Here is a 13507-nt window from a genome sequence, read left to right on the forward strand (position 1 = left end):
AAAAACCAGAGAAGCTAGCCTCTCTGGTTTAAATAATATTTTTTAAATCTGTCAACCTATTTTAGGACGACTCAAAATTATAGTTCTTTCTTTAAAAACTTAGCAGTATAACTGGTTTTATGTTTGCTAACTTCTTCAGGAGTTCCGGTTGTAAGAATTTTACCACCTCCTTTTCCACCTTCTAAACCAACATCTATAATGTAATCAGCTAGTTTAATCACGTCTAAGTTGTGTTCAATAATTAAAACAGTATTTCCTTTATTAGTAAGTTTGTTTAAAACTTCCATCAATACCCTTATATCTTCAAAATGGAGTCCGGTTGTAGGTTCATCTAAAATGTAAAAAGTATTTCCTGTATCTTTTTTTGAAAGTTCAGAAGCTAGCTTAATACGTTGTGCTTCTCCTCCTGATAACGTAGTAGATTGTTGTCCTAAAGTAATGTATCCTAAACCAACATCTTTAATCGTTTTTAACTTTCGATGTATTTTAGGGATATGTTCAAAGAAGTCAACAGCATCGTTAATGGTCATTTCTAAAACATCAGAAATAGATTTTCCTTTATATCTAATTTCAAGAGTTTCTCTATTAAAACGTTTCCCTTGGCAGGTTTCACATTCAACATGTACATCGGGTAAAAAGTTCATTTCAATTACTCGTAACCCCCCTCCTTGACAAGTTTCACAACGACCTCCTTTTACATTAAAACTAAATCTCCCGGGTTTATAACCTCTAATAGATGCTTCAGGAGTTTTAGCAAATAAGCTTCTAATTTCACTAAAAACACCGGTATAGGTAGCCGGGTTTGATCTGGGAGTTCGTCCGATAGGAGATTGATCTATATCGATTACTTTATCTACATGTTCTAAACCATCAATACTTTTATAAGGCATTGGCTTTTTTACACCATTATATATATGAGCATTAAGAATAGGGTAAAGCGTTTCGTTAATTAACGTAGATTTTCCACTTCCGGAAACTCCTGTAACACAAATCATTTTTCCTAAAGGAAATTCTACAGATACATTTTTTAAGTTATTTCCGGAAGCTCCTGAAAGTTTTAAAAATTTTCCGTTGCCTTCTCTTCTTTTTTCCGGTACTTTGATAGATTTTCTTTTTGCTAAATAATCAGCGGTAAGGGTGTTGTGAGATTTTAAATCGTTAAAAGTTCCTTTACTTACAATTTCTCCACCGTGTCTACCGGCACCCGGACCAATATCTAGTACAAAATCAGCATGCTTAATCATGTCTTCATCATGTTCAACTACCAGAACAGAATTTCCAACATCACGAAGTTTGATTAATGAGTTTATTAGCTTTTCATTATCTCGCTGGTGTAAACCAATACTAGGTTCGTCTAATATATAAAGAACCCCCACAAGTTGAGAACCAATTTGAGTTGCTAAACGTATACGTTGTGCTTCTCCTCCTGATAAAGATTTAGAAGTTCTGTCTAAGGTTAAATAATCCAGTCCAACATCTAATAAAAATTGAATTCTTGTTCTTATTTCCTTTAGTATTTCACTAGCTATTTTTAGTTGCTTGTCTGAAAATTCAGACTCAATATTAGCAAACCAATTTGCTAGTTCAGTAACATCCATTTTAGCTAAATCACTAATGTTTTTATCGGTAATTTTAAAATGTAATGCTTCCTTTTTTAAACGTTTTCCTTCGCAAACAGAACAGGTTACTTCATCCATAAAATCTTTAGCCCACCTTTTAATTGATGAACTATCAGAGTTTGTATATTGATTTTGAATAAAAGCAACTATACCTTCAAAGTCAATTTCATAGTTTCGGGTAACTCCGGCAGCTTTCGATTGGATAGAAAATGTTTCTTTTCCTCCATTTAAAATAATATCAATAGCTTCTTTCGGAATTTTATTAATAGGGTCAGTTAGTTTAAAATGATAACGTTCCGCAATAATTTGTAACTGCTTAAAAATCCAACTGTTTTTTTGTTCTCCAAGTGGTATAATTCCTCCGTTTTTTATAGAGATAGTATCATTAGGAATAACTTTTTGAAAATTAATTTCATTAGTAATTCCTAATCCGTTACAATGAGAACAAGCCCCTTTAGGTGAATTAAAAGAAAAAGTGTTGGGCTCAGGAGTTGGGTAAGCAATTCCGGTAGTAGGACACATTAATTCCCTGCTAAAATACCTAGGCTTATTGGTGTCAACATCAATAACCATTAAAATATTTTCGCCTGTATAAAGAGCCGTTTTTATAGTTTCTTCTAAACGTTTTTCAACAGCGCTATTCACAGCTAACCGATCAATTACAACTTCAATATCATGTGTTTTGTAACGATCAAGTTTCATTCCTTTTTCAATTTCACGTATTTCGCCATCAACTCTAACACGTACAAAACCTTGTTTAGAAATTTGCTCAAACAATTCTCGATAGTGCCCTTTTCTTGATTTAATTATCGGAGCTAGAATTGCTATTTTTTTTTCGTTATACTCTTTAAGTATTAAATCTTTTATTTGCTCATCAGAATAACTAACCATTTTTTCACCGGTGTTATAAGAATAAGCATCGGAGGCACGAGAAAAAAGCAGGCGAAGAAAATCGTAAATTTCTGTAATTGTGCCTACAGTTGAACGCGGACTTTTGTTAGTAGTTTTTTGTTCAATAGAAATAACAGGAGAAAGTCCGTCAATCTTATCCACATCCGGTCGCTCTAAACCTCCTAAAAATTGGCGGGCATAGGCAGAAAATGTTTCAATATATCTTCGTTGTCCTTCGGCATAAATAGTATCGAAAGCTAAAGAAGATTTACCACTACCGCTCAAACCAGTAATAACCACCAGTTTTTCACGAGGAATTTTAACGTCAATATTTTTTAAATTATGGGCTCTTGCTCCATATACTTCAATGTATTCTTGCTCTTTCAAAGTGAGAGTTTTACCAAAAGTAGCAAAGTTACCAAAACCAAATTTATTTTAAAGTAGTGATATTAAATAAATAATTTGAAATTGGTATCTTGCATGTTAATCAATTAAAATGAGTAGTCAAAGTATTGAAATACATGAAACAGCTTTTGTTACATCAACGTTTAGGTCGTTAAATGAAGATTTGAGTAGAGATGTATATGCAAAACTATGGAATAATGCAGAAACAAATGCATGGATAGAAGAATATCTTAAAGAAGTGTGTATCGAGGAAGTTACAGCACATTGTTTGAGAAATCGTTTTTTTCTTGAAGAAATTGAAAAATTAAAGCCGGAAGTGCTCATTAACTTTGGATGTGGTTTTAGTATGTATCCTTTTTTATTAGATGAGGCTATAATTAATATTGAAATAGATAAGGAAGAAATTATTGACTATAAAAAAAGAAAAATAGAAGAGTTTCAAAAACAAGGCAAATTACCTGTAAAGAAAATTCATTTTATTGGAGTTGATTTTAGCAAAGACTATGTAGATATTTTACTAGAAAAACTACATTTGCTTAAAGAAGGAAAAACTTCTTTTATTTTAGTCGAAGGAGTGCTGTTTTTTTTGTCGAGAAAAGATACAGAAAAGCTTTTTGATTTTTTCTCTAAGCTACAAAGCAAAGATGACTATATAGGAAGCGCATCCTTTCAAGAAGAACTCAAAAGTTCGAAAGCATTTAAAAAGTTGTTGGATTTTTTTAACAAAAAAGTAGCTAAGACTAAGGCTTCTGACTGGCAAACTATAGAAGATGATTTTTATATAAAAAATAGAAGTTATACTGTAGTTAATCACCAGGATTTTTTTAGTCTTTCAAAAAAGTATAATAATATCGTGAAGTTAGAAAGAGATTTAATTTTGAACGAGAATTTTTACATTTTAAAAAAAATAGTTTAATGAAATTTATCCATTCAGTGCGTCATTTTTTTGAGAGAAACGGTTTTTATGTTTCCTCACGTTTAGCTGATAGATTAGGAATGAGAGCCGTAAATGTAAGGCTGTTTTTTATTTATATATCATTTGTAACTATTGGGCTATCTTTTGGTTTGTATTTAACACTGGCGTTTTTGTTAAGGTTAAAAGATATGATTTATACGAAAAGATCTTCAGTATTTGATTTGTAATGGGTACATTATTTGCGTCGCGTTTATATAAGGCAATTATATTTTCAGTATTAATATTGTTAGTTGGAACCGGAGGATATTTTTTCCTGTTCAACTATTCTTTTATAGATGCTTTATATATGACAGTTATTACTGTTACCACTATTGGTTTTGGTGAAGTGCATCCTTTTGGAACCGGAGAAAAAGTATTTACAATCGGTCTTATTTTATCCAGTCTTTTCATATTTGGATATGCAGTATCGTCATTCTCAGAATATTTGATTAGCGGACAGTTTTTTCATCAATTAAAAGTAAAAAAAGTGCAAAAAAAAATAGAAGAATTACAAGGGCATACTATTGTTTGTGGGTATGGGAGAAACGGAAAACAAGCTTTAGCAAAATTAAAAAGTTATAAGAAAGAAGTAGTTATTATTGAAAGAGATAAAGATTTAATTAGTGAGTTGGATATTCACAAGGTGTTAAATGTTGAAGGAAATGCAACGTTAGATGAAACTTTGATAAAAGCAGGAATTCATAATGCTCATAACTTAATTACAGTTTTACCTTCTGATGCTGATAATTTATTTGTGGTGTTAACAGCAAGGCAGTTGAGTAAAAATTGTAAAATTATAAGCAGGGCTTCTAAAGAAAGTTCGTATAGTAAATTAAAAATAGCCGGAGCCGATAACGTGATTATGCCGGATAAATTAGGAGGCGCTCATATGGCCCTTTTAGTAGTAACACCGGATGTAATTGAATTTGTAGATAGATTAACTATAGAAGGAGATACTACGGCTAATTTAGAAGAAATTTCAGTAAATGATTTACCTAAAGAATATATAGGAAAAACAATATTAGACTTAGATTTAAGGCGAAAAACGGGTTGTACGGTAATAGGGTATAAGTCTCCTGAACATGAATATGTTATTAACCCGGATGCTACAGTTAAATTAATAGTAGATTCTAATCTAATTGTTTTAGGACGTCCGGAACAAATTAATAAACTACGAGAATTATTTTAATAAAAAGAACTGTTTTTAAAATACAGGAACATACTAAATGAAAAAGATTATTGTAACAGGAAGTAACGGATTGTTGGGGCAAAGTTTAGTGTCTTTGTTGTTGGAAGAAAAAGATAAATATGAAGTTATTGGGTTTTCAAAAGGAAAAAATAGAAGTGGAAGAAATGATTTCACCTATGTTTCTACAGATATTACTCAACAACAAGAATTCATTCAGGAATTACAAAAATATCAACCGGATGTTATAGTTAATACAGCTGCTATGACTCAAGTTGACCAATGTGAAGATGAAAAAGAAAAATGTGATATTTTGAATGTTAGAGTAGTTGAAGATTTAAAAAATTTTGCAGAAAAAAACAACACGCATATTGTTCATCTTTCAACAGACTTTATTTTTGACGGTGAAAAAGGGGATTATTATGAAACTGATACGGCCAATCCATTAAGTTATTACGGACTATCAAAGTTAAAAGCAGAAGAGGTATTAATCCATTCAACTGTAAATTATACTATTTTACGAACCATTTTAGTGTACGGTTTAGTATATGATATGTCACGTAGTAATATTGTTTTATGGGTTAAAAAATCGTTGGAAGAAGGAAAAACGATAACGGTTGTTAACGATCAATATAGAATGCCAACGTATGTAGAAACACTGGCAGAAGCTTGCAAATTAGCTATAGATAAAAAGGCCTATGGAATTTTTAATATATCGTCTAATAAATTATTAAGTGTTTATGAAATTGCTCTGCAAATTGCAGAAACATTTGAATTAGATAAAAACTGTATCCGCCCAATTTCGTCTCAGGAGTTAAATCAAAAGGCAAAAAGACCCCCGAAAACAGGCTTTAATCTGGAAAAAACACAAGCCCAATTAGGGTTAAAAACAAGAAATTTTAAAGAAGATTTACAAAACTTTAAAGAAAAGATAACTCTAAAAAACACATTTAACGTATAAAAGTTGGGAAAACTTCAATTTTTTAAGATATTGCACCCCACTAATTCAAAAAAACTGACATACAATTATGAAGAAAAAACTTCTGTCCTTATTAATGTTAATGATACCTATGTTAACATTTGCACAAGAAAAAGGTTTAGACCAACAAATAGATGAAGCATTTAAACCTATCTCAGATTTCTTTAGTAGTGTTATTTTCTTTCCGGTTTTTGGAACTCCTTTTGTATTGATTTTATTAGTGGCTAGTGCCGCTTTTTTTACGGTTTATTTTGGGTTTCCGAATATTCGTCACTTTTTTACAGCCATTAACGTAGTAAGAGGAAAGTATGAAGATATAGAAAAACACGGAGCTCAATTATTATATGGTGAAGATGGAATTGCTCGAGGAGTAGATATGAATAAAGTAGATGATATTGAAGAGCATATAGAAAATATAGAAAGTTTACATAGTGATTTAGAAATTGATGGTGATATAAAAGATACTATCAGAGATGAGAGTCATGAGGGTGAGGTATCACACTTCCAAGCATTAGCAACAGCTGTTTCAGGTACTGTAGGAAACGGAAATATTGCAGGGGTTGCTTTAGCAATTGCTTTGGGAGGACCAGGCGCAACTTTCTGGATGATCATTTGTGGATTATTAGGAATGTCTACAAAATTTGTAGAATGTACCTTAGGGGTTCATTATCGTGATGTAGGAAAAGACGGAACTGTATATGGAGGACCTATGTATTATTTATCAAAAGGATTAAAAGAAAAAGGATTTGCAACTTTAGGTAAAATTACTGCTGCTTTATTTGCTGTTTTCTGTATCGGAGGTTCTTTTGGTGGAGGTAATGCCGCACAATCTAATCAGGCAACCATTGTAATAAAAGAATTATTAGGACTAGAAAGTACTGCGGCAGGAGCTATTATTGGGGTAGCGTTAGCTGCGTTAGTAGGAATTATTATTATAGGAGGAATTAAAAGAATTGCTTCAGTAACAGAAAAAGTAGTGCCTTTTATGGCGTTACTATACTTGGTAGCATGTTTTTATATTTTAGGAGTTAACTTCTCTTTAATTGATGATGCAATTTCTTTAATCCTTAGAGAAGCATTCAATCCAAAAGCTATTGGTGTTGGAGGGGTAATAGGAGTATTATTAGTAGGGTTTAAAAGAGCTGCCTTTTCTAATGAGGCAGGGGCAGGTTCTGCATCTATAGCGCACTCTGCAGTTAAAACTAAATATTCAGCATCAGAAGGATTAGTAGCTTTATTAGAACCTTTTATTGATACTGTAGTAATTTGTACAATGACTGCATTGGTAATTATCATTTTTAATTTTGGAGGAGCTTTCGAATATGGTGGTGATGGTACCGGGTCTGTATTTATAGATGGTGTTGCATATGAAGGAGCCGGAATTACTTCAAAAGCATTTGCACAATACATCCCTTTTTCAAATGTGTTTTTAACAGTAGCAGTAGTGTTATTTGCGGTATCTACAATGATTTCTTGGTCTTACTACGGTTTGCAATCTTGGAAGTTTTTATTTGGTAGAGGTAAAAAAGCAGATTTAACATATAAAATTTTATTCTTAACTTTCGTGGTAATTGGAGCAGCCGCAAGTATGAAATCTATTTGGGATTTCTCAGATGCAATGATTTTTGCAATGGTATTCCCTAATATGGTTGGTTTATACTTGTTAATGCCAGTGGTTAAAAAGCAGCTGAAAAGATATGTAGATGCTATTAACCTAAAAAAAGAAGCTATAGAAGAATAAATAACAAGTAGTTATAATGAAAATATTTAAACCCCATTTCTGGTACGATAAACGACAAAGAAATGGGGTTTTCTTTTTAATTATACTTATTGCTGGTCTTCAATGCATCTACACCTATGCTGATTTTTCAGCTAAAGAAATAAAAGAAAACGATTATAGCAATACAATGGCCATTCAGCAAGCTATTGACAGTGTTAGAAAAAGAAATGTTGAGACAGTAAAAAAGCAAACTTTTTACTTATTTAATCCCAATTATATATCAGATTTTAAAGGCTATCAGTTAGGAATGTCTATCGAAGAAATAGATAGGCTCCATCAATACAGAAAGCAAAATAAATATGTGAATTCTGAAAAAGAGTTTCAAGAAGTTACCAAAGTTTCTGATAGTTTACTGGCAAAAATTGCTCCCTATTTTAAATTTCCGGATTGGATTAATAAAAAGAATAAGAAAAACTTTAAAGTTGAAGAGAGGGAAAATAAAAATGTAAGTACACCTATAAGTAAGCTTAGAAATGAAGAAATACGAGATATCAATAAAGCAACTGAAAAAGACTTTATAGAATCGCTGAATGTAGATAGCAGAATTGCCGGTAGATTAATAAAGTATAGAAATAGGATTCAAGGATTTACTTTTGAAAATCAATTAGAAGAAGTTTGGGGTATAAATAAAGCAGAAGCTGAAGCCATTTTAAGTGTGTTTAAAATACTACAAAAACCAACAATACAAAAAATCAATGTTAATGAAGCTTCTTTTAAAGAAGTTTTAAAAAATCCGTATATCGATTTTGAACTATGTAAGAAAATTTTTGATTACAAAGAAGAGGTTGCGGAAATTCAAGACATAAAAGAATTGAAAAATATTAGCAATTTTCCATTGGAAAAATACGATAGAATAATCTTATATTTGGAAGCAAAATAAACAACAACTAATTTTTAAAATCAATGAATAGTATGTACTTTACTGAAGAACACGAATCTTTTCGTCAAAGTTTTAAAGACTTTTTACAAAAAGAAGTGGTTCCTCACATAAATAAATGGGAAAAAGACGGGGCAGTTGAGAGGTTTATTTGGAAGAAATTTGGAGAAATGGGATATTTTGGCTTAAATCAACCGGAAGAATACGGTGGTTTAGGTTTAGATCTTTTCTATACAGTAATTTTTTTAGAAGAATTACAAAAAATAAACTCAGGTGGTTTTGCCGCCAATATGTGGGCACATGCTTATTTAGCAATGACTCATCTAAATAAAGAAGGAGATGACAGAATAAAAAGAGAATACTTGACTCCTAGTATTGACGGTGAAAAAATAGGCTGTTTATGTATTTCAGAACCTTTTGGAGGAAGTGATGTAGCAGGAATGAGAACTACCGCAATAAAAGATGGAGATAACTATGTATTAAATGGTTCAAAAACCTTTATTACGAATGGAGTGTATTCTGATTATTTAGTTGTTGCAGCTAAAACAAACCCGGAAAGTAAACACAAAGGAATAAGTATCTTTGTTGTAGATAGAGATACTAAAGGAGTTTCTTCAACTAAGTTAGATAAATTAGGATGGAGAGCTTCAGATACAGCTGAAATTGCATTTGATAATGTTGTGATTCCTAAAGAAAATTTAATGGGAGAAGAAGGCTTAGGGTTTTCATATATCATGCAGCATTTTGCTCTTGAAAGATTAGTTATGGGAATTAATGCTCATGCCAGATCTGAATATGCGGTTGATTATGCATTACAATATATGAGCGAAAGACAGGCTTTTGGTAAAAACTTAAATGAGTTTCAAGCATTAAGACATAAAATTGCCGAAATGGCCAGTAAGGTTGACATGTGCAAAGAATACAATTACTCAATTGCTAAGCGTTTAAATGACGGACAATATGTAGTAAAAGAAGCAAGTATGAGTAAGTTGCTTTCCACTAAAATGGCAGATGAAATTGTATATGACGCTCTTCAGTTGTTAGGTGGATATGGATATATGGAAGATTACCCAATGGCAAGACTGTTAAGAGATAGTCGTTTAGGACCTATAGGAGGAGGAACTTCTGAAATCCTTAAAGAAATCATAGCTAAAATGATCATTGATAAAAAAGAATACAAACCGGCTACATAGTCGTGATATTTTTAAATAAAAGACCACTCAATTTTGAGTGGTTTTTTTCTAAATAAGAATCTAATTACATTAAAGGAGCTAGCAATCTGATTACACGTTCAAAAAATTGTATATAATAAGGACGATTGTTCCATGTTTGTAAGTCTATTTGCTCAGCATCTTTCAAGTCAGTAAAAAAAGTACTACTTAAAGTTTCAGAAAAAGTACTGTTATAAATAAAAGCATTAACCTCAAAATTAAGATCAAAACTTCGGTGATCTAAATTAGCAGTCCCTACAGTTGAAACTAAACCATCAAAAACCATAGTTTTTGCATGTATAAATCCTTTTTTATATCTGTAAATTTCTACACCTATTTCTAATAATTCTTTGTAATAAGAATTTGAAGTAGCATTTACCAATTTAGAATCGGAAATATAGGGAACTAAAATCTTAATTGTTACGTCGCTTAATCGGGCAATTTTAATAGCATTTATAAACGAAGAGTCCGGAACAAAATAAGGAGTGGTAATAAGAATCTCTTTTTTAGCTAATAAAATAGCTTGAATCATGGCATACATAATATTAGGATGATCAGAATCTGGTCCGCTGGAAATAATTTGTACAAGTTGTTTATGGCTGGAAGAGTTCGGTTGTACTTGAATAGGAAAAAACTCTTCGGTAACCGTAAGATTTTGATTCGAGCAAAAATTCCAGTCAGCTAAAAATATGCGTTGTAAATTCATAACGGCTAAACCTTCAATTTTAATATGAGTGTCTCTCCAATATTGTTTATTGTTAGGGTTTATATAATTGTCGGATACATTTACACCACCTACAAATCCCACTTTTCCATCAATTATAATGATTTTACGATGGTTTCGGTAATTAATTCTATTAGCAAATAATAACCATTTAATCTTATAAAAAGGATAAGCTTCAATATTGCTTTTATGCAATGATTTTACCAAGGTGGTTCGGATGTTTTTAGAACCATAATCATCATAAATTAAGCGTACTTTAACTCCTTGAGCCGCTTTTTTCTTTAGTATTTCACTTATTTGATTTCCTATTTTGTCATTCTGAAAAATATAATATTCAATATGAATATGCTCTTTAGCATTTTCAAGAGCATTGATTACTTCCGGGAATTTAGTTTCACCATTAACCAATAAGTCAACTTTAGTGTCAGAGGCTAATGAGTTTTCTTTATGAATAAATTTTGCTAGATTTAAAAAATGCTGTAAATCCTTTTTATGTGTAACCAATATTTCTTGAGTATAAGATTTTATAAGCTCCTTTAATTCAGGAAAAGCTGCTTTATCAATACCTAATTTTTTATTGTAGAGTTTATACGTTCTGTAATTAATACCTACAGATAAATACACAAGAATTCCAATAAAAGGAAAAGTAAAAAGCAAAAAAAGATAAGCCAAAGCTTTAGTAGGTGAAGATGTGTTAATGATAATAACAGACATCGTTATAAGAATGGCTATATAAAATAAGAGCAATAAAGTAGTTTCCATATAATTTTACTTTCTTAAAGATATTATAAAAAATAAGAATATCTGTAATTCTTTCGAACTCTCAAATCTATAATTATTTAGAAGATGGTAAAAACGAAATAAAATATTGTTTTTAATGGTTTTAAATTCAGTTTTTAATGGCCATTTACACTTGTTTTAGATTGAAAGTTGTAAGTTTTCAACACGAAATCGTTTTCGTTTCGATAACGATTTCGTTATCTGAATTTCAATTTCTAACTTCATGAAAATTTAAAAACTAAACACATGAAAACCCTTCTTAATACCTATTGGTTTTTAGTGCCAATAACATTGTTTTTTTTAGCCTGTTCATCTGAAGATCAGGTGCAAGAAGAACTAGAACTTAGCAAAAAAGAAGTAACAAGATCTTCGAGATCTGGATTAAAGCCAATTGGTACAGGAGTACTAATGCAGGCGTTTTATTGGGATGTTCCGGCAGGCGGAAACTGGTGGAATACAGTTAAAACAAAAGTACAAGATTGGAGTGATGCAGGAATTGATGCTATTTGGTTACCTCCGGCAACTAAAGCACAAAACGGAGCTTTTTCTATGGGATATGACCCTTTTGATTATTTCGATTTCGGAAAGTATGATCAAATGGGAAGTGTAGAAACACGTTTTGGTTCTGAGGCAGAGCTAAAAAGTTTAATTAACACAGCTCATACGGCAAATTTAAGTGTGATTGCCGATATTGTAATTAATCATAACAGCGGAGGACAAAGTGAGGTTAATCCGGTTAACGGACAGAGTAATTGGACGAAGTTTACACCATTGTCGGGAAGATTTAATAGAGATTATAATGATTTTCATCCTAATCATAATCACTCAAGTGATACCGGAACATTCGGAGGTTTTCCGGATTTATGTCATCATCAAGTCAGAGTTCAAAATGAGTTATGGAAGAATGCTGAATCTGTAGCTAAGTACTATAAAAATACAATTGGTTTTGATGGTTGGCGTTTCGATTATGTTAAAGGGTTTGAGCCATGGGTAGTTAAAGATTGGAAGAATGAGGTAGGAGGGTTTACTGTAGGTGAATATTGGGATGGTAATGCAGGAACACTAGAGTGGTGGGCCAACCAAGCAGAAGCAAGTGCATTTGATTTTGCTTGTTATTATCGAATGAGAGATGCTTTTGAAGGAAACAACCTGAATAAATTAAATGATGATATGTTGTGGAAAAGAAACTCAACTAAATCGGTAACTTTTGTAACTAATCACGATACAAATGAAATTTATCAAGGAAAAATGTTAGCCTATGCTTATATATTAACACATGAAGGTTATCCAACTATTTTTTATAGAGACTATGAAGAATGGCTTAATAAAGAACGACTTAATAATCTGATTTGGATTCATAATAACTTGGCCGGAGGAACTACTAATATTTTGTATGCAGATACAGATGAGTATGTGGCCAAAAGAAATGGGTACAATAATTCCGGGTTAGTGGTATACATTAATAATGCAGATTATTGGCAAGAGCGATGGGTAGAAACCAATTGGTCTAATACAACAATAAAAGATTATACAGGGCATTCAAATTGGGAGCCTGTTACTCAAGCAGGACGATGGGTGAAAATTCAAGTACCTCCCAAAAGCTATTCAGTGTGGGCGCCAAAATAAAATTTAAAATTAAATAGTTGTTAGTTAAAAAACTCTCCGTATCTTTGCAATCCAAAAATAAGAAGTAACCAGTAATTGATTTGAAAATCAGTTGCATAAAACATACAAAGACTACAATGAAAGGAGGTGGAAACATATGTTAATCATACCTGTTAAAGAAGGAGAGAATATCGATAGAGCGTTAAAACGTTATAAGCGTAAATTTGATCGTACTAAAACAATGAAGCAGCTACGTGATAGAAAGCAGTTTACTAAGCCTTCTGTAGCTAAGAGAGCGCAAAAGATTAAAGCCTCTTACGTTCAAAGATTAAGAACAGAAGAAGAAGTAGGATAGTATACTTATTACTTCAAATAATATAAAAACCCGCATTGTTTAATGCGGGTTTTTTGTTTGTGTTACTGTCCCGTCCTGAAATAGCGTTACACTAAAAATTAAGTGTCATGAAAAACAAACATGTAAAACGTACTCAAAAA

At 31.7% G+C, this 13507-nt stretch carries 11 protein-coding genes; 9 read left to right on the plus strand and 2 right to left on the minus strand.

Features of this window, described 5'->3' with window-relative positions; genetic code table 11:
• Positions 1-77: 77 nt before the first annotated feature.
• The gene (gene uvrA / locus ACQY1Q_RS16865) at positions 78-2897 is read right to left on the minus strand and encodes an excinuclease ABC subunit UvrA (protein ID WP_431006502.1); all 2820 of its coding nucleotides are present in this window, start codon (positions 2895-2897) and stop codon (positions 78-80) included.
• A gap of 109 nt (positions 2898-3006) precedes the next feature.
• Between uvrA and ACQY1Q_RS16870 the strand changes: the two genes are divergently transcribed.
• The 7 genes from ACQY1Q_RS16870 to ACQY1Q_RS16900 all read left to right on the plus strand — a co-directional run bounded on the left by ACQY1Q_RS16870 (position 3007) and on the right by ACQY1Q_RS16900 (position 9885).
• Positions 3007-3831, plus strand: a complete 825-nt coding sequence (locus ACQY1Q_RS16870) for a class I SAM-dependent methyltransferase (RefSeq protein WP_431006503.1) — start codon at positions 3007-3009, stop codon at positions 3829-3831.
• Entirely contained in the window at positions 3831-4058 is a 228-nt protein-coding gene (locus ACQY1Q_RS16875; protein WP_431006504.1) for a PspC domain-containing protein, read from the plus strand. Before ACQY1Q_RS16870 ends, ACQY1Q_RS16875 begins: the two co-directional genes overlap by 1 nt.
• Entirely contained in the window at positions 4058-5059 is a 1002-nt protein-coding gene (locus ACQY1Q_RS16880; RefSeq protein ID WP_431006505.1) for a potassium channel family protein, read from the plus strand. The genes ACQY1Q_RS16875 and ACQY1Q_RS16880 overlap by 1 nt, the downstream gene beginning before the upstream one ends.
• Before the next feature lie 37 nt (positions 5060-5096).
• Positions 5097-6017, plus strand: a complete 921-nt coding sequence (locus tag ACQY1Q_RS16885) for an SDR family oxidoreductase (protein ID WP_431006506.1) — start codon at positions 5097-5099, stop codon at positions 6015-6017.
• Positions 6018-6084: 67 nt separating this feature from the next.
• Positions 6085-7776: an alanine/glycine:cation symporter family protein gene (locus ACQY1Q_RS16890; protein ID WP_431006507.1), complete on the plus strand. Its 1692-nt coding sequence runs from the start codon at positions 6085-6087 to the stop codon at positions 7774-7776.
• 16 nt (positions 7777-7792) lie between these two features.
• A complete protein-coding gene (locus ACQY1Q_RS16895; protein ID WP_431006508.1) occupies positions 7793-8695 on the plus strand; it encodes a hypothetical protein in 903 nt (300 codons plus the stop codon).
• 23 nt (positions 8696-8718) lie between these two features.
• The gene (locus tag ACQY1Q_RS16900) at positions 8719-9885 is read left to right on the plus strand and encodes an acyl-CoA dehydrogenase family protein (RefSeq protein WP_431006509.1); all 1167 of its coding nucleotides are present in this window, start codon (positions 8719-8721) and stop codon (positions 9883-9885) included.
• A gap of 64 nt (positions 9886-9949) precedes the next feature.
• Here ACQY1Q_RS16900 and cls read toward each other — a convergent pair whose 3' ends face one another.
• Complete coding sequence (cls, locus tag ACQY1Q_RS16905) at positions 9950-11389, minus strand: cardiolipin synthase (RefSeq protein ID WP_431006510.1); 1440 nt, start codon at positions 11387-11389, stop codon at positions 9950-9952.
• 264 nt (positions 11390-11653) lie between these two features.
• Between cls and ACQY1Q_RS16910 the strand changes: the two genes are divergently transcribed.
• Together ACQY1Q_RS16910 and rpsU are read left to right on the plus strand one after the other, a co-directional pair.
• Positions 11654-13033, plus strand: coding sequence for an alpha-amylase (locus tag ACQY1Q_RS16910; RefSeq protein ID WP_431006511.1), 1380 nt, complete (start codon positions 11654-11656; stop codon positions 13031-13033).
• 136 nt (positions 13034-13169) lie between these two features.
• The gene (gene rpsU, locus ACQY1Q_RS16915; protein WP_431006512.1) at positions 13170-13367 is read left to right on the plus strand and encodes a 30S ribosomal protein S21; all 198 of its coding nucleotides are present in this window, start codon (positions 13170-13172) and stop codon (positions 13365-13367) included.
• The last annotated feature ends 140 nt before the right edge of the window (positions 13368-13507 follow it).

This window comes from Tenacibaculum sp. TC6 (assembly GCF_050606265.1).
Lineage (GTDB): Bacteria > Bacteroidota > Bacteroidia > Flavobacteriales > Flavobacteriaceae > Polaribacter.

Coding starts and splice junctions, on each gene's coding strand:
- ACQY1Q_RS16885 (WP_431006506.1), top strand. CDS start 5,097: ATGAAAAAGATTATTGTAACAGGAAGTAACGGATTGTTGGGGCAAAGT.
- ACQY1Q_RS16900 (WP_431006509.1), top strand. CDS start 8,719: ATGAATAGTATGTACTTTACTGAAGAACACGAATCTTTTCGTCAAAGT.
- ACQY1Q_RS16870 (WP_431006503.1), top strand. CDS start 3,007: ATGAGTAGTCAAAGTATTGAAATACATGAAACAGCTTTTGTTACATCA.
- ACQY1Q_RS16875 (WP_431006504.1), top strand. CDS start 3,831: ATGAAATTTATCCATTCAGTGCGTCATTTTTTTGAGAGAAACGGTTTT.
- ACQY1Q_RS16910 (WP_431006511.1), top strand. CDS start 11,654: ATGAAAACCCTTCTTAATACCTATTGGTTTTTAGTGCCAATAACATTG.
- ACQY1Q_RS16890 (WP_431006507.1), top strand. CDS start 6,085: ATGAAGAAAAAACTTCTGTCCTTATTAATGTTAATGATACCTATGTTA.
- ACQY1Q_RS16895 (WP_431006508.1), top strand. CDS start 7,793: ATGAAAATATTTAAACCCCATTTCTGGTACGATAAACGACAAAGAAAT.
- rpsU (WP_431006512.1), top strand. CDS start 13,170: ATGTTAATCATACCTGTTAAAGAAGGAGAGAATATCGATAGAGCGTTA.
- ACQY1Q_RS16880 (WP_431006505.1), top strand. CDS start 4,058: ATGGGTACATTATTTGCGTCGCGTTTATATAAGGCAATTATATTTTCA.
- cls (WP_431006510.1), bottom strand. CDS start 11,389: ATGGAAACTACTTTATTGCTCTTATTTTATATAGCCATTCTTATAACG.